Origin of the sequence: Roseinatronobacter sp. S2 (genome assembly GCF_029581395.1) — a bacterium.
In the GTDB taxonomy this organism is placed as follows: Bacteria; Pseudomonadota; Alphaproteobacteria; order Rhodobacterales; family Rhodobacteraceae; genus Roseinatronobacter.
Map to the genome: position 1 here is coordinate 1,556,190 of NZ_CP121113.1, position 21,257 is coordinate 1,577,446.

Annotated in this window: 23 protein-coding genes; 17 read left to right on the forward strand and 6 right to left on the reverse strand. The window is 59.3% G+C overall.

The annotated features are described in order from the left end of the window. Positions 1-88 precede the first annotated feature (88 nt). The 5 genes from P8S53_RS07360 to P8S53_RS07380 all read left to right on the forward strand — a co-directional run bounded on the left by P8S53_RS07360 (position 89) and on the right by P8S53_RS07380 (position 4,199). Positions 89-481 (forward strand): cytidine deaminase, encoded by a 393-nt coding sequence (locus P8S53_RS07360; RefSeq protein WP_277806493.1) that lies wholly within the window; start codon positions 89-91, stop codon positions 479-481. Further along, the gene (locus tag P8S53_RS07365; RefSeq protein ID WP_277806494.1) at positions 481-1,683 is read left to right on the forward strand and encodes a phosphopentomutase; all 1,203 of its coding nucleotides are present in this window, start codon (positions 481-483) and stop codon (positions 1,681-1,683) included. The genes P8S53_RS07360 and P8S53_RS07365 overlap by 1 nt, the downstream gene beginning before the upstream one ends. Then, positions 1,680-2,693 (forward strand): adenosine deaminase, encoded by a 1,014-nt coding sequence (locus P8S53_RS07370; protein ID WP_277806495.1) that lies wholly within the window; start codon positions 1,680-1,682, stop codon positions 2,691-2,693. Before P8S53_RS07365 ends, P8S53_RS07370 begins: the two co-directional genes overlap by 4 nt. Further along, positions 2,675-3,310, forward strand: a complete 636-nt coding sequence (upp, locus tag P8S53_RS07375; protein ID WP_277806496.1) for a uracil phosphoribosyltransferase — start codon at positions 2,675-2,677, stop codon at positions 3,308-3,310. Before P8S53_RS07370 ends, upp begins: the two co-directional genes overlap by 19 nt. A gap of 76 nt (positions 3,311-3,386) precedes the next feature. Next, positions 3,387-4,199 carry an SPOR domain-containing protein gene (locus P8S53_RS07380; protein ID WP_277806497.1) on the forward strand — a complete coding sequence of 271 codons (813 nt, stop codon included), beginning with the start codon at positions 3,387-3,389 and terminating at the stop codon, positions 4,197-4,199. 84 nt (positions 4,200-4,283) lie between these two features. On the opposite strand, the gene P8S53_RS07385 is transcribed toward P8S53_RS07380, so the two are convergent. Next, positions 4,284-5,186, reverse strand: coding sequence for a DMT family transporter (locus P8S53_RS07385; RefSeq protein WP_277806498.1), 903 nt, complete (start codon positions 5,184-5,186; stop codon positions 4,284-4,286). Between the two features lie 229 nt (positions 5,187-5,415). Between P8S53_RS07385 and P8S53_RS07390 the strand changes: the two genes are divergently transcribed. Continuing rightward, positions 5,416-5,874, forward strand: coding sequence for a hypothetical protein (locus tag P8S53_RS07390; protein ID WP_277806499.1), 459 nt, complete (start codon positions 5,416-5,418; stop codon positions 5,872-5,874). 72 nt (positions 5,875-5,946) lie between these two features. Here the strand turns inward: P8S53_RS07390 and ilvC are convergent, their stop codons facing one another. Beyond that, on the reverse strand, positions 5,947-6,969 hold the full coding sequence (gene ilvC, locus P8S53_RS07395) for a ketol-acid reductoisomerase (protein WP_277806500.1): 1,023 nt from the start codon (positions 6,967-6,969) through the stop codon (positions 5,947-5,949). 131 nt (positions 6,970-7,100) lie between these two features. On the opposite strand from ilvC, the gene P8S53_RS07400 reads away from it, so the two are divergent. The 4 genes from P8S53_RS07400 to P8S53_RS07415 all read left to right on the forward strand — a co-directional run bounded on the left by P8S53_RS07400 (position 7,101) and on the right by P8S53_RS07415 (position 9,520). Then, complete coding sequence (locus P8S53_RS07400; RefSeq protein WP_277806501.1) at positions 7,101-7,559, forward strand: Lrp/AsnC family transcriptional regulator; 459 nt, start codon at positions 7,101-7,103, stop codon at positions 7,557-7,559. A gap of 72 nt (positions 7,560-7,631) precedes the next feature. Next, positions 7,632-8,087, forward strand: a complete 456-nt coding sequence (locus P8S53_RS07405; RefSeq protein WP_277806502.1) for an Lrp/AsnC family transcriptional regulator — start codon at positions 7,632-7,634, stop codon at positions 8,085-8,087. Positions 8,088-8,126: 39 nt separating this feature from the next. Then, positions 8,127-8,465 (forward strand): DUF952 domain-containing protein, encoded by a 339-nt coding sequence (locus P8S53_RS07410; protein WP_277806503.1) that lies wholly within the window; start codon positions 8,127-8,129, stop codon positions 8,463-8,465. Next, positions 8,462-9,520, forward strand: a complete 1,059-nt coding sequence (locus P8S53_RS07415; RefSeq protein ID WP_277806504.1) for a quinone-dependent dihydroorotate dehydrogenase — start codon at positions 8,462-8,464, stop codon at positions 9,518-9,520. Before P8S53_RS07410 ends, P8S53_RS07415 begins: the two co-directional genes overlap by 4 nt. Before the next feature lie 20 nt (positions 9,521-9,540). Here P8S53_RS07415 and P8S53_RS07420 read toward each other — a convergent pair whose 3' ends face one another. From P8S53_RS07420 to P8S53_RS07430, 3 genes are read right to left on the reverse strand one after another with little or no spacing between them, the layout of a single operon-like run. Beyond that, positions 9,541-10,875 carry an MATE family efflux transporter gene (locus P8S53_RS07420; RefSeq protein ID WP_277806505.1) on the reverse strand — a complete coding sequence of 445 codons (1,335 nt, stop codon included), beginning with the start codon at positions 10,873-10,875 and terminating at the stop codon, positions 9,541-9,543. Position 10,876: 1 nt separating this feature from the next. Beyond that, positions 10,877-11,395, reverse strand: coding sequence for a PaaI family thioesterase (locus P8S53_RS07425; RefSeq protein ID WP_277806506.1), 519 nt, complete (start codon positions 11,393-11,395; stop codon positions 10,877-10,879). After that, entirely contained in the window at positions 11,392-11,817 is a 426-nt protein-coding gene (locus tag P8S53_RS07430) for a PaaI family thioesterase (protein ID WP_277806507.1), read from the reverse strand. Before P8S53_RS07430 ends, P8S53_RS07425 begins: the two co-directional genes overlap by 4 nt. Positions 11,818-11,946: 129 nt before the next feature. On the opposite strand from P8S53_RS07430, the gene P8S53_RS07435 reads away from it, so the two are divergent. The 6 genes from P8S53_RS07435 to P8S53_RS07460 all read left to right on the forward strand — a co-directional run bounded on the left by P8S53_RS07435 (position 11,947) and on the right by P8S53_RS07460 (position 18,704). After that, positions 11,947-12,327, forward strand: a complete 381-nt coding sequence (locus P8S53_RS07435; RefSeq protein WP_306417837.1) for a MerR family DNA-binding transcriptional regulator — start codon at positions 11,947-11,949, stop codon at positions 12,325-12,327. 114 nt (positions 12,328-12,441) lie between these two features. Further along, entirely contained in the window at positions 12,442-12,840 is a 399-nt protein-coding gene (locus P8S53_RS07440) for a MerR family DNA-binding transcriptional regulator (RefSeq protein WP_277806509.1), read from the forward strand. Positions 12,841-12,898: 58 nt separating this feature from the next. After that, positions 12,899-14,674, forward strand: a complete 1,776-nt coding sequence (locus P8S53_RS07445) for an acyl-CoA dehydrogenase C-terminal domain-containing protein (protein WP_277806510.1) — start codon at positions 12,899-12,901, stop codon at positions 14,672-14,674. Between the two features lie 60 nt (positions 14,675-14,734). Then, positions 14,735-14,947: a hypothetical protein gene (locus tag P8S53_RS07450; RefSeq protein WP_274350255.1), complete on the forward strand. Its 213-nt coding sequence runs from the start codon at positions 14,735-14,737 to the stop codon at positions 14,945-14,947. A gap of 335 nt (positions 14,948-15,282) precedes the next feature. Beyond that, positions 15,283-16,494, forward strand: coding sequence for an acetyl-CoA C-acetyltransferase (locus P8S53_RS07455; protein WP_277806511.1), 1,212 nt, complete (start codon positions 15,283-15,285; stop codon positions 16,492-16,494). 14 nt (positions 16,495-16,508) lie between these two features. Further along, a complete protein-coding gene (locus P8S53_RS07460; RefSeq protein ID WP_277806512.1) occupies positions 16,509-18,704 on the forward strand; it encodes a 3-hydroxyacyl-CoA dehydrogenase NAD-binding domain-containing protein in 2,196 nt (731 codons plus the stop codon). Between the two features lie 5 nt (positions 18,705-18,709). Here the strand turns inward: P8S53_RS07460 and P8S53_RS07465 are convergent, their stop codons facing one another. Next, on the reverse strand, positions 18,710-19,396 hold the full coding sequence (locus P8S53_RS07465) for a Hint domain-containing protein (RefSeq protein WP_277806513.1): 687 nt from the start codon (positions 19,394-19,396) through the stop codon (positions 18,710-18,712). A gap of 200 nt (positions 19,397-19,596) precedes the next feature. On the opposite strand from P8S53_RS07465, the gene P8S53_RS07470 reads away from it, so the two are divergent. Further along, positions 19,597-21,222 carry an AMP-binding protein gene (locus tag P8S53_RS07470; protein ID WP_277806514.1) on the forward strand — a complete coding sequence of 542 codons (1,626 nt, stop codon included), beginning with the start codon at positions 19,597-19,599 and terminating at the stop codon, positions 21,220-21,222. The last annotated feature ends 35 nt before the right edge of the window (positions 21,223-21,257 follow it).

Consider the following 21,257-nt stretch of genomic DNA (forward strand, 5'->3'; position numbering starts at 1 on the left):
GCGCGCGATGGGGTAACGCCCGCTTGCAATGCGCCGCGCCCCGACGCAAAATCGCGCCTAGGTATCAATCTGGATCAACGGGGGGCATATGACGCTTTTGCTGGAAGCACGCAGATTGCGCGAGATGGCCTATGCGCCCTATTCCGGTTTTCAGGTGGGCGCGGCGTTGCGCAGCACGGACGGTCGGGTTTTTGGCGGCTGCAATGTGGAAAATGCAGCCTATCCCGAAGGGTTATGTGCCGAAGCCGGTGCCATAGCCGCCATGGTGGCCGGTGGCGCGCGCGAAATTGCGGAAATCGTGGTGGTGGCCGACAGCCCCACGCCGGTGCCCCCCTGTGGTGGCTGCCGCCAGAAGATCGCTGAATTTGCCAGCGCGGACACGCAGGTCACCATGGTAACCCTGTCGGGGCAGGAACTGACAATGACATTGGCCGAATTGCTGCCCGGTGCCTTCGGGCCGCGCCATATGGACAAAGGCTGATGGCGCGCGCATTCCTTGTTGTGCTGGATTCCGTCGGGTGCGGCGGGGCACCTGATGCCGCCGATTTCGGGGACCAAGGGGCCAACACACTTGGACATGTAATCGCGGCTTGCGCCAACGGGCGGGCAGAGGACGGGCGCAGCGGCCCGCTTCAGGTGCCGGTTATGGACGGGCTGGGGCTGGGGGCGGCGGTGCGGCTGGCGTCGGGAATGGCCACGCCGGGGCTGACCGCCACGCCACACGGGATGTGGGGCGCCGCGACAGAGGTATCGCTGGGCAAGGACACACCGTCAGGTCATTGGGAACTGGCAGGCGTGCCGGTGCCGTGGGCCTGGACGTATTTTCCGCGACGCGACCCCGCCTTTCCGCCAGAACTGGTGGCGCAGATTTGCGCACTTGCGGGCACGGACGGGATACTGGGCAATTGCCACGCGGCGGGAATACCAATCGTGCAGGAACTGGGGGCCGCGCATCTGCGCACGGGCTGGCCCATCTGCTATACATCTGCCGATTCCGTGGTGCAGATTGCGGCGCATGAAACGGGTTTCGGGTTGGACCGCTTGCACAGGCTTTGTGCCGATCTGGCCCCTGCGTTGCACGCCATGCGCGTCGGGCGCGTGATTGCGCGACCGTTTGTGGGAACGCAGGATGCAGGGTTTGTGCGCACCGGCAACAGGCGCGATTTCGCCATGCGCCCCCCGGCACCAACATTATGCGACTGGGTTCAGGGCGCAGGCGGGCAGGTTCATGCTGTGGGTAAGATCGGTGATATCTTTTCGGGACAGGGTATCTCGCAGCAACATAAGGGAGACGGTGATAGTGCACTTTTCGAGCATTTTTTTCGATTGATGGGCAATGCAGACGCTGGTTCTTTAACGTTTTGCAACTTTGTTGAATTTGATACGCTGTATGGCCATACGCGTGACGTTTCGGGTTACGCGCGTGCGCTGGAACGCTTCGACAAGGTGGCAGGGCAAGCATTGGCGCAAATGCGCGCGGGCGATATGCTGGTGATCACCGCCGATCACGGGAATGACCCGACTGCACCGGGCACTGACCATACGCGCGAACGCGTTCCGGTGCTGGTGGCGGGCTATGGTGCGCACCAGATCGGGCATTGTGCCTTTGCTGATGTCGCCGCCAGCATTGCTGCACATCTGGGTGTGCCCGCCCATGGCCCGGGACGGAGTTTTTTGCCATGATGGACCGTCACACGCTTGCCGCCCTTCCAAAGCTGGAACTGCATCTGCATCTGGAAGGGGCGGCACCGCCTGCCTTCATCCGCGACCGTGCCAAGCGCAACCATGTTGACCTTTCAGGTTTGTTTGACGAACAGGGGCGCTATCGCTGGCAGGATTTTCGCGGCTTTCTGTCCGTCTATGACGCGGTCTGCACGGCCTTGAAAACCCCGCAGGATTTTCACGACCTGACATTGGCTGTGCTGGAAAATTCCGCCAGTCATGGTGTCATCTACACCGAATGTTTCGTGTCGCCGGATTTCTGTGGTGGCGGGGATTTAAGTGCATGGCGCGACCATCTGGCCGCGATTGACGCCGCGGCACAGACTGCGCAGGCGCAATCCGGTATTGTCATGCGCGCCATTGTGACCTGCATACGCCATAACGGCCCCGAACAGGCGCGCAGGATTGCCATCTGTGCGCAGGAAACAGCGGGCCAGTTCGTCACAGGTTTTGGGATGGCAGGCGATGAGGCGCAGTTTCAGCCCAAGGATTTCATCTGGTCCTTTGATGCCGCGCGCGAAGCGGGGCTGGGCCTGACTGCGCATGCGGGTGAATGGGCGGGACCGGATGCCATTCGCGCCACCTTGCAGGATTTGCGGGTGTCGCGCATTGGCCACGGCGTGCGCGCGATTGAAGATCCCGCAGTGCTGGAAACACTGGCCGAAACGGGTGTGGTGCTGGAAATCTGCCCCGCGTCCAATATCGCGCTGGGTCTTTATGCGAAATTTCCCGATCATCCGGTTGCCAGGTTGCGTGATGCGGGCGTAAAGGTCACGGTGTCCACCGATGACCCGCCGTTCTTCGGCACCAGCATGACGCAGGAATATGGCGCGCTTGCACAGTGCTTTGGCTGGGGCAGGGATGACTTTGCCGACATCGCGCGCATTGCGCTTGATGCGGCTTTTCTTGATGCGCCTGCGCGCGCACTTCTACAAAATCGACTGGAGGAAGCATGTCCCACCCCGACCTGACCATTATTGAACATCCGCTGGTCGTGCATAAACTGTCGATGATGCGCGAGAAATCACTGTCCAGCCGTGATTTTCGCAGCCTGCTGCGCGAAATCAGCCAGTTTCTGGCCTATGAAGTGACGCGCGACCTGCCGCTGCGCCTGCAAACCATCACCACCCCCGTGACTGAAATGCAGGCCCCCGTGCTGGATTGCCCCGATCCGGTTCTGGTGTCCATCCTGCGGGCGGGCAACGGGCTGCTGGACGGCATGCTGGAAGTGCTGCCGACCGCGCGTGTAGGCTATATTGGCCTGTATCGGGACGAGGCGACGCTGCGTCCGGTGCAATATTACTGCAAACTGCCCCCTGAACTTGCAGGCAGGCGTGTCATTGTTGTCGATCCCATGCTGGCAACGGGCCATTCTGCGGCGGCAGCGATTGACCTGATCAAGGCCGCAGGGGCCACGGATATTGTGTTTCAATGCCTGCTGGCCGCCCCCGAAGGTGTGGAATGTATGGCGCGCGCGCACCCCGATGTGCGCATTGTCACCGCCGCGCTGGATGAATGCCTGAACGAGCACGGATATATCGTTCCGGGACTAGGGGATGCGGGTGACCGGATATTTGGCACATCATAAGCCACGCCACGGCCCGAATCGGGTTTACTTTCAAATCAGTTAAGGGGCATGCTTCAAGGGTTGAAGCGGGGGTTTCATGTCTGTCAGATTATTTGCAATTACGACTGTTTTTTCCATTGCCCTGATTTCGGGTGCGGGTGCCCAGACAAATGGACCTGGGCCTGCCGAACTGCCGCCCGCAGGCTATGATGCGCGCGAATTTGTCGACAGCCGCGGTTGTGTGTTTTTGCGTTCCACATTCGGGGGGGCTGTCACATGGGTGCCGCGTTTCGGCGCGGACCGCCAGCCGGTTTGTGATGGCACGCCCAGTATTCGCGCAGAAGTGCGAAGCCCGTCTGTTCAGACAATACCGCAACCGTCAGGTTCCCTTGTCCGCCCTGCACCTGTTATGGGCGGGAAAGAACCTGTTCGCGCCACTGCAAGCCCCCGCCGCGCCGCACCGCGCCGCACTGGTCCGCGTCAGGCCGATGCGTCCGGCCGCCACCTTGATTGCCCGTTGAATGCACCCTTCGGTCAGGTTGTGCGCACCAGTGATGCGCGCCTGATGGTGCTGTGCGTGGGCCATCCCGATCATTTCCCGCAAGGTTTGGGGCCGAATGCAGGCCATCATGGCCCGATCGCCCTGCCGTCAAACACCGTGATGCCCGCATCTGCGCCAGTGGTTGCACGCCAGCATGGCAGTCATGTGCAGGTTGGCAGTTTCAGGGTGCCGGACAACGCCACGCGCCTGCGCGCGCGGTTGCAGGCGCAGGGCCTGCCTGCGGGTATTCATGTGGCGCAGGGTTTGAATGTGGTGACAGTCGGCCCGTTTGCGCAAGCCGATCAGGCCCATCATGCAATGCAGGTCGTTCGCGGAATGGGGTTTCGGGACGCGTTTTTCCGCCGGTGATGCGTCTTGCACAAAGGTGCTGCGCGCTTTCGTGATGTGCGAAACCGCGTGATCAGGCGGCCCAAGGCACGCGCAATCCGCCCGTCACGTCGCAGGCTTGCGCGCTGCGCCCCTGCTGCGGCTGACCATCAATCCTGAAATGATTATCCCCATCGCCAGCAGAATGCGTGGCGAAAGTTCCTCTGACAGGATCATGACGCCCAACAACACCGACCATACCGGCACATGGTAATTCACTTGCGCCAGAAAACTTGGCCCCGCGCTGCGGATGATGCTGATTTTCAGCAAGGTCGCCAAGCCGGTGGGCAACAGCCCCAGGAAAAGCAATGCCAGCATTGGGCGCGGTTCGGGCAAGGCTGGAATGCCTTCTTGCCACAGCGCTGCGGGCAGCATGATGGCACTTGCCACCCAAAGTGCCAGCACGCCAAACGCCATCGGGTGCACATCGGGGCAGCGGCGCGTCACAATTGACCCGACCGCATAGCTTAATGCGGCCGCAAGGCAGCCCAGCCGCGCCAGCGCTTCCAACTCGGACCCCGACACGGCCAGAACACCGGGGCCGATCAAAACACCAACCCCCAACAGGCCCAGCATGAACCCGCCCGCTTTCGCGTTGCTTAGCCGTTCACCGGGAACCAGAAAATGTGCAAACCCCAGCACGAATAACGGGATGGCCGCCATGCTGATACCGGCGAAGCCCGATGTGACATGCTGTTGTGACCAGCTTAGCAAAAAGAACGGCAGCGCGCTTGAAAACACCCCCATCGCGGCCGCAAACCCCCAAACCTCCGGCCGTGACGGCAGCCTGACGCCCAGAACAAGCGCAACGCCTGTCAGTGTCAGTGCGCCGATCACAATACGGCCCGCAGCCACCCAAAGCGGCGCAAACCCTTCCAGCGCGATTGCAATTCCCAAAAAGGATGCACCCCAGATCAGGCCCAGCGTGATCAGCGATATCCAGTTTGACAAGGTCGGGGTGGTTGGCATGGAAGCGGCCCTTGGGTTGTGCGAGGTCTTGAACATGTGCAGTAGTGCGATGGTGTTGCCGCGATGTCCAGCCACGATGTCAGGGATGGCTTCCATGCCGAAATCAGAACCAAGTCGCAAAATTGTCCGAATTCAGCCCTAGAAATCACGTTTTGTCAGGGCGTTATGCATCGGGTCCGGCGCAGTCAAGGAATGGAATAGAATGCGAATTTGCAGCAAACAGGAATGTGTGCGCGTTCTTTGGGATTCCGAATCCGGGGCTGTCACTGTGGACTGGGTCGTCCTGTCTGCGGCCGTGATCGGGCTGGGCGCGTTTTCTGTGGTCCAGATCGGCCAAGGCAGCACAGATCTTGCCAACTCTATTCAAGGCAGTTTGCGGTTTGTCCTGTATCCAGACCCCGAAGAAGATGGGCCACGCTACAGTATTCAGCGCCTCTCGGATGCTCAGTTGGAGCAATGGACCACAACCTATGCCGACCAGACAGATGCGCAGCTTCTTGCGTCTGTTCAATTGCGGCATAACCAGTTCATGTCGCATCTGGAAGCGCAGCAATGGTCGCAGGCCCTACAGCGCGTAGATTATTTCCATATTATTGAACAAGAACTGGCGACGCGGTCATTGCAACGCCCCGATGACATGCCGGGTGCCCAAGCGCTGTTTGACATGTATAACGACGCTCGCAGTTGAACGGCGCATGCCACAACGCGCAGCTGCACACTCTGCCCCCACCCAAAAAGGGCAGGGGCAGTGATGTGGTGTTTAGTTGCGGTCTTTGTCGACCATTTTTGACGCACCGATCCATGGCATCATCGCGCGCAGTTTCGCGCCGACCTGTTCGATCTGATGCTCGTCATTGATGCGGCGCGTCGCCTTGAAGAAGGGCTGGCCAACAGCATTTTCCGCCATGAAGTCACGCACGAATTTGCCCTGCTGAATGTCGGTCAGAACTGCCTTCATCCGCGCCTTGGTTTCGTCATAGGGCAGAATGCGCGGGCCGCTGACATATTCGCCATATTCGGCGGTGTTGCTGATCGAATAGTTCATGTTGGCGATGCCACCTTCATAGATCAGGTCCACAATCAGCTTCACTTCATGCAGGCATTCGAAATACGCCATTTCCGGCTCATAGCCCGCTTCGACCAGGGTTTCAAAACCCATGCGGATCAGTTCAACCAGACCGCCACACAGAACCGCTTGTTCCCCGAACAGGTCGGTTTCGCATTCCTGACGGAAATTGGTTTCAATAATGCCCGAACGCCCGCCACCAATGGCTGAACAATAAGACAGGCCGATTTCCATGGCCTTGCCGGTCGCGTCCTGATGCACCGCTACCAGACAGGGCACACCGCCGCCTTTGGTGTATTCGCCGCGCACCGTGTGGCCGGGGCCTTTGGGGGCCATCATGATCACGTCAATGCCGGGCTTCGTCTCGATCAGGCCGAAATGCACGTTCAAGCCATGCGCAAAGGCAATCGCCGCGCCGTCGCGCAGGTTGTCATGCACATATTTCTTGTAGGTTTCCGCCTGCAACTCATCGGGCATGGTGAACATGATCACGTCACACCAGGCGGCCGCTTCGGCAATGCCCATGACCTTCAGGCCTTCGGCTTCGCATTTCTTGGCGCTGCTTGAGCCTTCGCGCAGGGCCACAACAATGTTCTTAGCGCCCGAATCGCGCAGGTTCAGCGCATGGGCATGGCCCTGGCTGCCATAGCCCAGAATGGCGACTTTTTTATCCTTGATCAGGTTAACATCGCAATCGCGATCATAATAGACGCGCATGATACTTCCTCCATTAGGTATGTGTCTGGGGCGGAGGATAGTGGTTTATTTGGAAAATGCGTTTCATATCTCGCGTATATTTATAAAATATGGTAATTATCATTCGTTAAAAAAGATATAGTGTAATAATCATGCGCATAGATGACAGTGACCGCCGCTTGCTGCGCCACCTTATGGCCGCCCCCGATGCCAGCACTGCGGAGCTTGCCGCGCGCGCGGGGATGACTGAAGCAACCTGTTGGCGCAGGCTGGACAAGCTGCGCAACGCGGGCATTTTGCGCGGGCAACAGGGCGTGATCAACTGGCGCGCCCTTGGCTGGCAGGTCGAAGTCAGCTTGCGGATCACGCTGGACAAGACCAACCCGCGCGCCTTTGATGAATTTGTAGCCGCCGCCCGCCATGTGCCAGAGGTTCTCGAAATCCAGAGTTTTCTTGGCCGCGTCGATGTGCGCCTGAATGTCATTGCGCGTGATATGGCCCATTACCAGCAAATCTACCGCGACCGCATTCTGACCCTGCCGCATATTTCCGACCTGGAGGCGCTGATGCATCTGTCCGACATCAAATCCGAAGAAAGCCTGCCGATATGATCTTCATCTTGCCACAAATACTTCGGGGTGAACGGGGCCGCAGACCCCTTTGCATGTATCCGGCGCGGCACCATGATTGATCTTGATGATACAGACCGCGCCTTGTTGCGCGCATTTGCCCAAGACAGCACCCAAAGTGCAGGTGCGCTGGGGCGCGCGCTGGGCCTTAGCCAGCCCGCCGCATGGCGCAGGCTGAAACGGTTGCGCGATGCAGGCGCGATTGCGCGCCAGCGCGTGGATCTGGATGTCACGGCGCTGGGGTTCGGGGTGACGGTGTTTCTGGGCATCAGCCTTGCCGCCAAGGGGCGTGTCAGCCTCGCGGATTTTGAACGCGCGGTCGCGGCCATCCCCGAAGTGCAGACGGTCCAGCATGTCCTTGGCCTTTATGACTACCGGCTGCGCGTGGTTGCGCGCGACCTGTCGGATTTTGAGCGCATCTTGCGCCGCCGCATCATGACACTGCCGGGGATCGGTGCGGTGGATGCCAATGTGTTGCTTAGTGAAGAACGGCTGCCCGGGCCATTGTAAGGAATTGACCTTGGCGCGCGTATTGGGCAAGACCACTGCATGCTGATTTACAAAATATTCCGCCGCCCCGAATGGGATGACATGGTTGCACAGGGGCACACATCGGGTGCGCCCGTGGACCTGAAGGATGGCTATATTCATTTCTCCACCGCTGCTCAGGTGATGGAAACTGCGGCAAAGCATTTTGCGCAGGAAAGCGATCTGGTGTTGATTGCCGTCAATGAACAGGAACTGGGTGCAGACCTGAAATGGGAACCCTCACGCGGGGGGGATCTGTTTCCGCATCTGTACCGGAAACTGCGCAGCACGGATGTGCTTTGGGACACTTCCCTGCCACTTGGTGCGGCCGGACATATTTTCCCGAAAGGGCTGGTATGAGCATCCTTGAAAGCGCGGGGCTGGCCCTGTTGCGCCAGATCGACCCTGAAGTGGCGCATGGTCTGGCGATACGGGCATTGCAGTCAGGGCTCACTCCCATGCCGCGCCCCGTGGTGTCGCCCCTGCTGCAAACGCGGGTTGCAGGGCTGGATTTGCCCAACCCCGTGGGGCTTGCCGCCGGGTTTGACAAAAACGCCACCGCGCTGAAAGGACTGTCGCGCGCAGGGTTCGGCTTTGTCGAGGTGGGCGCCGCCACACCCCGCCCGCAACAGGGCAATGCGCGCCCGCGCCTGTTCCGGCTGACGCAGGACCGCGCGGTCATCAACCGGTTCGGGTTCAACAATGAAGGTGCGCAGGCCATCGCCGCGCGGCTGGGCGCGCGGCCTGCGGGTATGGTTCTGGGGCTGAACCTAGGGGCGAACAAGGACAGCAGCGACCGCGCGGGCGATTTTGCGGAAGTGCTGCGCATGACGGGCGCGCATATCGATTTCGCCACAGTCAATGTCTCGTCGCCCAATACCGAACGGCTGCGGGATTTGCAGGGCGCAGATGCATTGGCGGCCCTTCTGGCAGGCGTCATGGCGGCGCGCGCAGAATTGCCCCGCCCGATTCCGGTCTTTCTGAAGATCGCACCGGACCTGTCAGGCGATGAACTTGGCGAAATCGTGCAAGTGGCGCTTGCGGCCGGACTTGATGGCATCATTGCCACCAATACCACCTTGTCGCGCGACGGGCTGCGCAGTGCGCATGCGCATGAAGCGGGCGGATTGTCGGGCGCGCCATTGTTTGAAAAATCCACGCGCGTTCTGGCGCAGTTGTCGCAGCTGACGGATGGCAAACTGCCGTTGGTAGGTGTGGGCGGTGTGTCCTCGGCGCAGCAGGCCTATGCGAAAATCACTGCGGGCGCATCGGCGGTGCAATTGTATTCGGCGCTTGTTTACGACGGTCTGTCACTGGTGTCGCGCATCAATCACGGCCTGATCGAATTGCTGGAGCGCGACGGTTTCACACATGTGGCAGATGCTGTGGGCACTGATCGGGACAAATGGCTGTAAATTCATCTTGCCATAAATACTCAGCAATCTGTGCTCAAACGCCGCTCTAGCCTTGGGTATAGCGCGGCCAGAAACACGCCGCGCAGAATATTCAGCACCATCAAGGCGACCCAAAGCGCGTGATTGCCCCAGACCGGCACGGCCCACCAGATTATGACCGCATAGATTGCCACAGCCAGCACCACGCTGTTGCGCATTTCGCGCGTGCCGGTCGCGCCAATGAAAATACCGTCCAGCATATAGGCGCCCACCCCCAGCACGCAAAGTGCAACAACATAGGGCAGGAATATGCGCGCGGTTGCCTGAACGCTTGCATCCTTGGCCATCAGGTCAATCGCAAACGGACCCAGCACCCCAAACCCCAGCGCCAGAACCAGCGCCGCGCCGATGGCCCATGCGCAGGCGCGCAGGGCTGCCTGTCGCATGGCCACCACAGAACGCGCCCCCACCGCATTGCCAACCAGAGCTTCTGCCGCAAAGGCAAACCCGTCCAGTGCGAATGCCGTGATCATCAAGAACTGCCACAACACCTGATTTGCGGCCAGTTCCACATCCCCGAACCCCGCCGACATGAACATGAACCCCGTTATTGCACCTTGCAATGCGATGGTGCGCACCATGATGTCGGAATTCACCGCCCACATACGTTGCAGGCGCACGCGGTCGAATACCCGTGCCCAGTCGCGCCATTGCGCGCCTGAAAACGCCGCACGACACAGGTATAGGCCCAGCACCAGCGATGTGGCTTCCGCAATCAAGGTGGCGATGGCCACACCCTGCACGCCCCAGCCAAGCCCCAGAACGAACCAAAGATCCAGCGCGATATTCAGCCCGTTCATCCATAATTGCAAAATCAACACGGACCGTGTGCGTTCGGTGCCGATCAGCCAGCCATTGACCGCATAAAGCGCGATTGTTGCAGGTGCGCCCCAGATGCGGATTGCCAGATAATCACGCGCCAGTGCCTCGACCGCTTCGCTGGCGGGGGCAATGCGAAAGGCCGCCGCCATAATCAGCGCCTGCGCCATAACCATCACCACACCGGCGGCAAGCCCAACCATAACGCCGCGCGTCAGCACTGCGCCGCTTTCGGCCAGATCACCCGCGCCGCTGGCTTGTGCCACCAACCCGGTTGTGCCCATGCGCAGAAAGCCGAAAATCCAGTAGATTGACGCCAGAATGACAGCCCCCAGCCCCACCGCGCCAATGGGTGCAGCAGCACCCATCTGGCCCACCACGCCGGTATCGACCGCGCCCAGCAACGGCACTGAGATATTGGCCAGAACAATGGGCACCGCAATGCGCAGAACGCGCCTGTTTGTCACAGGCTGCGGCGCGGTCACAGATGGCTGCATGTCAGTCCCTGCCGGCCGGGGGCAGTGGGGGTTGCGGCATGAGGAAATGCCCGGTCGCCTGTGCGAACAGACGCGCGCGGTTGTCTTGCCATGCTTCGACATGGACGCTGGCATAGCGCCGCCCCGAACGGTTGACGCGCGCGCGCGCATAGGCGTCGCGTGGCAGGCCCGTGCGCAGGTAATCTATGGTAAAATCAATGGTCTTTGGCAGGCGCGGCATATTCTCGGCCATGCTTTCCGCGCTTAGGCGGCCGGATTCCAGTTCTTCCCACAGCATCGCCCAGCTTAACTCCACAATGGCTGCCACTTCCAGAAAGGACGCAATCACCCCGCCATGCAACGCAGGCAGGATGGGATTGCCGATCAGGCTGTCGTTAAATGGCAGCACTGCGGTCAGTTCATCGCCGTGGCGTTCAAACTGAATGCCAAGGAATTGCGCATAGGGAATTGCCCCCACAAGCGTTTGCAGTGCGGTATCACGCCGGTATTTGACCTGTTGCACGGGTTCGGGGTGTTTCATTCCGGCACCTTTTGTGCGCGATCAAATGTGAATGCGCCTGCGGCCGTGGCGACAGGGTTGAGGTCGTCCTCGTCATGGGCGGTGGCGCGCACAAAGGCCACATTGCGCGTGACATGGTAGCAGATGGCGCGCGCTGTTATGCGCTGTCCGGGTGTTGCGGCGCGCATATAGTCGATGCGCAGATCAATGGTCGCAGTCGTTGTTGCACCAGGATAGGACATGACTGCCGCCCCCCCGCAGGTGTCCATCAATGCCGAAACCGCCCCGCCATGAATGACGCCGGTGGCAGGGTCGCCCACAAAGCGGGCATCCCAGTCCATGGAAATTCGCGCCTCGCCCGCGTCGATGGCTTCCAGCCGCATTCCCAGCGCGCGCGCAAAGGGCAGGGCCGAGATGAAACTTTGCGGATCTGATGACGACATGGGAACCTCGAACGCTTGTGGGACTTCTATCTGTGACCGATCTTGCGTAAATGGCAAGGGGGGCGTGGGCAATTGCATCGGCGTCATGCAGCGCGTAGCATGGGGGTGTATTTCAGGGAGGCATGCAAAGTGACGGACACCAGAATAGGGTTCAAGCAAATGTGTGCAAAGTTCGATGTGACGCCGCGCACCTTGCGGTATTATGAATATATTGAACTGCTATGCCCTGAAAAAGAGGGGCGCAACCGGTTCTACACCCCGCGTGAAGTGGCCCGAATGACGCTTATCATGCGCGGACGGCGTTTCGGATTCAGCCTGGAGGAAATTCGTCAATGGCTGGAAATATATGAAAAATCCGGGACTGAAACGCAGTTGGTTGCGTGGCTGAAGATGGCTGACCGCCAGCTTGTCGCCCTGCAAGATCAGGCGGAAGATCTGCAACGCACAATCAGCGACCTGCAAAAGCTGCGCGAAGATGCGGCCAGGCTTCTGGATCGTGGCAAGACGTGACGTAACCTGATTTTCTGACGTTGCGTTTAACTTTACCTTCACGTCAACTTGCATATGTTCATCCACAAGACAGCGCGCCTTAGGGAGTCGCGCAATGTCCGAAAGGAGGATGGCATGTCGCAAGATGTCAAAACAATCAGGCAGATGTGTGATGCGTTCGGCGTAACACCACGCACACTTCGATTCTATGAATCGAAGGAGTTGTTGTATCCTCGGCGTGATGGCCAGCACCGGCTGTTTACCCGCCGCGATCAGGCGCGTCTGAAGCTGATCCTTCGCGGCAAGCGTTTTGGGTTCAGTCTGGAAGATATCCGCCAGCTTCTGAACATGTATGAACGCGATGACAGCGAACTGAAGCAGTTGCGCAAAACCTATGAAATCGCGCTGGAGCGTTTGACCGATATGGAGCGGCAGCGCGACGAACTGACCGAAGCCATCATTGACCTTAAAAAAGAGCTGTCATGGGGCGAAAGTGTTCTGCGCCAGACCGACAAACCCGAAGCCGCCGAGTGATTTGCAGCGCAGTTGCGCCCCACGCCCGCAGCCCCGAAGACACTATGGAGAGAACCGAATGCCCAGCTATGCCGCGCCTACCAAGGATCTGAACTTCGTTCTGCACGATTTCCTGAAGATCAGTTCGTCCGAAATTCCCGGATATAACGATCTGGATCAGGAATTTACGTCTGCAATTCTGGACGAAGCCGCCAAGCTGGCAGAAGGTGCAATGGCACCGCTGAATGCAATCGGTGACCAGCAGGGGTGCCGGCTGGAAAACGGCGTGGTGCGCACGCCCGAAGGGTTCAAGGCCGCGTTCGAGCAGGTCAAGGCCGGCGGCTGGAACGGACTGGACCTGCCCGAAGAATACGGCGGCCAGAACCTGCCCTATGTGCTGCAAACTGCGGTGGGCGAATTGTTTTCGGGCGCGAACATGGCGTTCAACATGTATCAGGGTCTGACGCATGGTGCCATTTCCGCGATTATCGCGCATGGGTCGGATGCACAAAAGGCGCTGTTCCTGCCAAAGATGATCAGCCTTGACTGGACCGGCACCATGAACCTGACAGAACCGCATTGCGGCACTGATCTGGGCTTGATCCGCACCAAAGCCGACCCGCAGGATGACGGCAGCTACAAGATTACCGGCCAGAAGATATTCATCTCGGCCGGTGATCATGACATGGCGGAAAATATTATCCATCTGGTGCTTGCCAAGGCGCCGGGCGGGGGGAACGGAACCAAAGGAATTTCCCTGTTCATTGTGCCCAAGGTCATGATCAAGGATGATGGCAGCCTTGGTGCGCCGAACGCTGTTTCCGTGGGCAAGATCGAAGAGAAGATGGGCATTCACGGCAATGCAACCTGCGTCATGAATTATGACGGCGCGACTGGCTATCTGGTGGGCGATCTGCACAAGGGGATGCGCGCCATGTTCACCATGATGAACGAAGCGCGCCTGGGTGTGGGCCTGCAAGGTTACGCGCAGGCCGAAATCGCCTATCAGAATGCACTGGCCTATGCGATTGACCGGCTGCAAGGGCGCGACGTGACAGGCACCAAAAACCCTGATGGCCCTGCCGATCCCCTGATCGTGCACCCCGATGTGCGCCGCATGCTGATGGATCAGAAAAGTTTCGTTGAGGGGGCACGCGCATTTACCATCTGGGGGGCAAGCCAGATTGACCGCGCCCACCGCATGAATGACGCGCAGGCCGATGGTCTGATCTCGTTGCTGACGCCTGTGATCAAGGGCTTTCTGACCGACAAGGGCTTTGACATGTGCATTCAGGCCCAGCAGGTCTATGGCGGGCATGGCTATATCGAGGAATGGGGCGTGTCGCAATACGCCCGTGATGCGCGGATCGCGATGATCTATGAAGGTGCGAACGGCATTCAGGCGCTGGACCTTGTGGGCCGCAAACTGGCACAGGATGGCGGCAAACATGTGATGGCGTTCTTTGCGCTGGTCAAGGATTTCATCAAGGAATGCGACGGGGATGCCCGGCTTGAGGAATTTGTGACCCCACTGAAATCAGCCTCCAAGGATTTGCAGGCGGCGGCGCTGTATTTCATGGAAAACGGCATGAAAAACCCCAATGATGCCTTGGCAGGGTCCAATGATTTCATGCATATGTTCGGGCATGTCTGCCTTGGTCTGGCTTGGGCGCAAATGGCAAAAGCCGCGCTTTCCGCACTGGACAGCGGCGCAACGGATCAGGCATTTCTGAACGCGAAACTGACAACGGGGCGCTATTACATGACGCGCCATCTGCCTGCGACAGCATTGCATCTGGCGCGCATTCGCAGCGGGTCCGATGCCATGATGGCACTTAGCCCCGAGCAGTTCTAGGCCCGACACAAAGGGCGCCGCGTGCCATATGGCGCCCTGATTTCCGATGCTGGAGGTATCATGCCCAAACGTTTTCGTCTGACCCGCCGGTTCAACATGGCCATGACCGAAGATGGCTACCGCCGTTTGCGCCGCTTCGCACAAGAAGCCGGTCTGGAAGAGGGCGAGGCGCTGTCGTTCCTGTTCGAGAATTTCGAGTCGGTGACCCATGCGGAAAATCTGGGTCACCGTTTGCGGATGTTCAATTCGGAACTTGAGGCGCGCAAGCGATGACTTCTGGCGCCTTCGGCGAGAGTATTTTGAGGCAAGATGAAGGCGCAGTTTGTTTGATACGCCCCGTCCCTCCGCTTGTGGCATCATCAGAACGGGGCGGCTTCACCTTGCGCGGTCATCGGCTCTCCAGCCTGTACCGCATCTATGATGATGGCCTATCAAGGTTAACATAAGGTGAGAGGTGCAGGTATTCATCTTGCAAAAAATACTCAGAAAACAAGGCAGCCCAGGTGTCTTGCGGGTCGGATCAAGCATGACCTGCCACCGATCTGGGGCTTTTATTCCGGGTTGAATGCACAGAAACACAATGACGACAACAGACTACGGAGGACCACATGAGCGACGCTTTTATCTATGACACCATCCGCACGCCAAGGGGCAAGGGGCGCGCCGATGGCAGCCTGCATGAAGTGACAGCCGTGCGTCTTTCTGCCTTGGTTCTGAACCATCTGAAATCCCGCAATGATCTGGACACCCGCGCGATCGAGGATCTGATCTGGGGGAATGTCACCCAGGTGGGCGAACAGGGTGGGTGCCTTGCGCGCACCGCGGTTCTTGCATCGGATTTCGACGAACAGGTGCCGGGGCTGGCAATAAACCGCTTTTGTGCATCCGGCATGGAAGCGGTGAATATTGCCGCAAATCAGGTGCGCGGTGGCGCGGGCATGGCCTATGTCGCAGGCGGGGTCGAGATGATGAGCCGCGTTGCCATGGGGTCGGACGGGGCGGCGGTGGCCGTAGACCCGTCTGTCGCGATGGAGCGGCATTTTGTTCCACAAGGCATTGCGGCTGATATCATCGCCACGCAATACGGCTTCACCCGCCGGATGGCCGATGAACTGGCCGTTGAAAGCCAGAAACGCGCAGCCACAGCATGGCAGGACGGGCGTTTTTCCCGTTCGGTCGTGCCGGTCACGGATATCAACGGCCTGACCATACTGGAGCGCGATGAATATATGCGCCCCGCAACGGACATGGACAGCCTGTCCGCGCTGAAACCCGCATTCAAGGATATGGGCGAGGTGATGCCGGGCTTCGACAAGATTGCCTTGATGAAATACCCGCATCTGGAACGGATTGAGCATATCCACCATGCAGGCAATTCATCCGGCATTGTTGACGGGGCGGCGGGCGTCTTGATCGGCAACAAGGAGTTCGGCGAAAAATACGGGCTGAAGCCACGCGCACGCATTCGCGCCACGGCCAAGATCGGCACGGACCCGACTATCATGCTGACGGGCCCTGTGCCTGTGACCGAGAAAATCCTGCGCGATTCTGGCATGCAGATTTCTGACATCGACCTGTTCGAGGTGAACGAGGCGTTTGCCGCAGTTGTGCTGCGCTTCATGCAGGCATTTGACGTGGGCAGCGACCGCGTCAACGTCAACGGGGGGGCGATTGCGATGGGCCACCCATTGGGCGCAACAGGGGCCATGATCATCGGCACGCTGCTGGATGAACTGGAACGCACGGGCAAAGGCACCGGCCTTGCAACGCTGTGCGTTGCATCCGGCATGGGTGCTGCCACGATCATCGAGCGCGTGTAAGGGGGGCAAAGAACATGACTGATTTTAACTATTCCGTAGATGCTGATGGCGTTGCGATCATCACATGGGACATTCAGGGCAAGTCCATGAATGTGCTGTCGCTTGATGGGCTGGCCGAACTTGAAGCGCATATCGACACTGCGGTTGCGGATGAGGCCGTGAAGGGCGTCATCATCACCTCTGCCAAGGCGGATTTTGCAGGTGGCATGGATTTGAATGTCATTGCCAAAATGAAGGACATGGCGGGTGACCAGCCCGAAAAGGGCCTGTTTGACGGGATCATGTCGCTGCATCGCTGCCTGCGCAAGATTGAACGCGCGGGCATGGACCCCAAGACCCTGAAGGGGGGCAAGCCGGTTGTGGCGGCCCTGCCGGGCACCGCGCTGGGCATTGGTCTGGAAATCCCGCTGGCGTGTCACCGCATCATCGCAGCCGATAATCCCAAGGCCAAGATCGGCCTGCCGGAAATCATGGTCGGCATCTTCCCCGGCGCGGGCGGCACCACGCGGCTGGCGCGCAAGCTGGGCGCGATGGGGGCGGCACCCTTCTTGCTGGAAGGCAAATTGTCGGACCCGAAGAAAGCCAAATCGGCGGGCTTGATTGATGAAGTCGTCCCCGCACAAGACCTGATGGCGCGCGCGAAAGAATGGGTGCTGGGCGCAAAAGACGCCGATCTGGTCAAGCCATGGGACGCCAAGGGCTATAAGATGCCCGGCGGTGCGCCTTATCATCCGGCGGGGTTCATGACCTTTGTGGGCGCATCTGCCATGATCAATGGCAAGACCCAAGGGGTCTATCCGGCGGCCAAGGCGCTTTTGTCGGCAGTGTATGAAGGGGCGATGGTGCCTTTTGACGCCGCCTTGCGGATCGAGGCGCGCTGGTTCGTGCATGTGCTGATGAACCCCAGTTCCGGCGCGATGATCCGGTCGTTGTTCATCAACAAGGAAGCACTGGAAAAAGGCGCGAACCGCCCCAAGGTCGAGGATGAGAAAGTCCGCAAACTGGGGGTTCTGGGCGCAGGCATGATGGGGGCGGGCATTGCCTATGTTGCGGCCAATGCCGGTATTGATGTGGTGTTGATCGATGCGCAGCAGGCGGCAGCGGACAAGGGCAAGGCCCATGCCGAGGGTATTCTTGACAAGGGCATGAAGCGTGGCAAGGTGAGTGAGGACAAGAAGGCCGACGTGCTGGGGCGCATTGTCGCCACCACCGATTATGACGCGCTGAGCGGCTGCGATCTGGTGATCGAGGCGGTGTTCGAGGACCCGAAGGTCAAGGCCGAAGTGACGGCCAAGGCCGAAGCCGTGCTGCCGCAAGACGCGATTTTTGCCACCAACACATCGACCCTGCCGATCACCGATCTGGCCAAGGCCAGTGCGCGGCCGGACCAGTTTATCGGCATCCATTTCTTCAGTCCGGTGGACAAGATGCTGCTGGTGGAAATCATCAAGGGCCGTGAAACCGGCGACCGCGCCGTGGCCAAGGCGCTGGATTTTGTCCGCCAGATCCGCAAAACCCCGATTGTTGTGAATGATGCGCGGTTTTTCTATGCCAACCGCTGCATCATTCCCTACCTGAATGAGGGCATGCGCATGGTGCGCGAAGGGGTGGCGCCCGCGCTGGTGGAAAATGCGGCCAAGCTGATGGGCATGCCGTTGGGACCGCTGCAACTGGTCGATGAAACATCGCTTGATCTGGGGGCCAAGATTGCCAAGGCGACGCGTGCGGCCATGGGCGAAGCCTATGCCGATAGTGACGTGGACGAGGTTGTGTTCTGGATGGTCGAACAGGGCCGTTTGGGCCGCAAATCCGCAGCCGGTTTCTATGCCTATGACGACAAGGGCAAGCGGCAGGGGTTGTGGCAGGGGATCGCTGACCAGTTTCCGCAATCGGACGATCAACCTGATGTCATTCAGGTGCAGCACCGCCTGATGTTCGCCCAGGCGCTGGAAGCGGTGCGCGCCCTTGAAGACGGCGTGCTGGAAGATATCCGCGAAGGGGATGTCGGCGCAATTCTGGGCTGGGGCTTTGCGCCATGGTCGGGCGGGCCGTTTTCATGGCTGGATATGCTGGGCGCGGAATTCGCGGTGTCCGTGTGCGACGATCTTGAAGCGCGCTTTGGCGCGCGCTTCAAGGCCCCCGATCTGCTGCGCCAGATGGCACAATCGGGTCGCAGTTTTTATGCAGGCCGCGCTTCAGCCGCTGCATGATTGTGCTAGGCAGCTTGCGCGGTGTGTGCCGCGCAGGCTGCATCCTGTTTCAGGGCATTTGCGACCCTTTGCAGTTGCGACAGGCTAAGGCGGGGTGTGTCCAGCGTGCCAATGGCGGCGGCTGCATGCAGGGGCGAAAAATCGCTTTCGGCACGGGCACTGACCAGGGCGGCACCGGCGCAATGAATGACCTGTTCTGTCGCAAAGGTCAGCATGTGAATGCTCAGATCACCCGTGATAGGGGCGCGGTGAATGCCGCCATACCCTTCCAGCATCAGGGCCTGAATCAGCACAAACGGCTCGCCAAAGTCGATTTCGGCCATGTCGGATTCAACGATGACTTCCTGACAGGGCAGCAGTGATATGTCCTTGCGGTTGCCCAGAGCACCTGCCGGAATGACCATCATGAATGCCTTATGTGCTGGCAGGCTGGCTTGCGCGATCGTTATCGTGTGATTGGCTTCGACCCGTTGCATGCCATTGTCAAAGGTCAGAACCAGATCACCGGCCAGAATGGTTTCCACACCACGCCAGCCCGAATCCGTGCCGATCAGCGTGCCCGGCAACAACCCGTCTTCGCGCAGGGCGACATCATAAAGTCCGGCATCCTTGTGCATGGCCGCAGCGATTGCGGGGGCAAAAGCTGACAGACTGCCAATATGTGCATGCGCATTGGTTCCTGAATTCAGCATTTCGAATCCTCTTTCTGTATCCGCACTGTTGATGGTGCATTCTTGCCTCTGATGAAGGTTAACCCGTGGTTAAGGACAGAATCAGGGAAACAACTGGACATTTTCAAGGCGTGGAATTTTATTTCAATTCAGATGAATGTTGGATAATTTCATTCAAGGTGCCCGCCAGGGGTGCTTGCAATGCGTAGGTAGGAGGGGCGATGGGCTGGCTTGCAGATGAAACCGGACTGGACCGAAACGCAGCAAACCATGTGGCCCTGACCCCGTTGTCGCATTTGCGGCGCGCGTCGGATGTGTTCGCGGGCCGTGATGCGCTGGTCTATGGAACGACGCGCCGGACATATGCGGAATATGCCCATCGGGTGACACGCCTTGCGTCCAGTCTGGCGGCACATGGCGTCGCATCAGGCGATGTGGTGGCAACGCTTTTGCCCAATATTCCCGCCCATGCCGAGGCGCATTTTGCCGTGCCTGCCTGCGGGGCGGTGCTTAATGCCATCAACATACGACTGGATGTGGATACGGTGGCGTATATTCTGGGCCATGGTGCGGCAAAACTTGTGCTGGTGGATACCGCGTTGCTGGCGCTGGCCGAAGCCGCCTGCGCAGCGTTGGACAGCCCGCCCGTGATTGTCGAGGTTCCCGACACCGAAGCGGGGTTCACCCCGTCAGGACGCCACATCGAGTATGAGGCATTTCTGGATGCAGGTGATCCGCAATTTTCATGGATCATGCCGCAGGATGAATGGGAAAGCATCGCGCTGAACTACACATCTGGCACAACCGGTCGCCCCAAGGGCGTGGTCTATCACCATCGCGGCGCGTATCTGTCGACCCTCAGCCAGCCGATTTCATGGCGTATGACCTTGTTCCCACGGTATCTGACGATTGTGCCGATGTTTCATTGCAATGCATGGTGCCATCCGTGGATGATTCCCGCGTTGGGGGGCTGCATCATCTGCCTGCGGGATGTGACGGCTGCGGGCATTTATCACGCGATCAGCGTTGAAAAGGCGACCCATTTCGGCGGCGCGCCCATTGTTTTGCAGACCATCATCACTGCGCGCCCCGAAGACAGGTTGCCGTTTGATCATACTGTCGAAGTGTTCACCGCAGGTGCGCCGCCGCCTGCGGCCGTTCTGGCCGCGATTGAACCGCTGGGGTTTAATGTGACGCAGGTTTACGGATTGACCGAAACTTATGGTCCCGCAACCGAATGTCTGTGGCATGACGGGTTCGACAGCTTGCGCGGCGATGACCGCGCAGATGTGAAGGCCCGCACCGGCGTTCTTATGCCCTTCATGGAAGATGTCAGCGTCATACAGCCCGACACCATGACGCCGGTTGCCCGTGACGGGGTTGCTTTGGGGGAAATCGTGCATCGTGGAAATGGGGTGATGAAGGGGTATTACAAAAACCCGCAAGCCACCTCAGATGCCTTTCGCAACGGGTATTTCCATTCCGGCGATATCGCATTCTGGCATGCGGATGGCTATATCAAGATCGCGGATCGCGCCAAGGACATCATCATTTCAGGTGGCGAGAATGTCAGCTCGGTCGAGGTGGAAGGGGTGTTGATGAAGCACCCCGCAGTCGGGCTGGCTGCGGTTGTTGCCAAGCCCGACGAAAAATGGGGCGAGGTTCCCTGCGCCTGCATCGAGGTGAAAGCAGGTGCGCAGGTCAGCGAGCAGGACCTGATCACCTTTTGCCGCGAACGTCTGGCGGGGTTCAAGACACCCAAGCAGGTGGTCTTCATGGACCTGCCGAAAACGGCCACCGGCAAGATACAGAAAGGCGATTTGCGCGAATATGTGCGTGCGTTGTGACACGCTGGCCTTGTGTGCGAAGTTGCGCTAAGGTG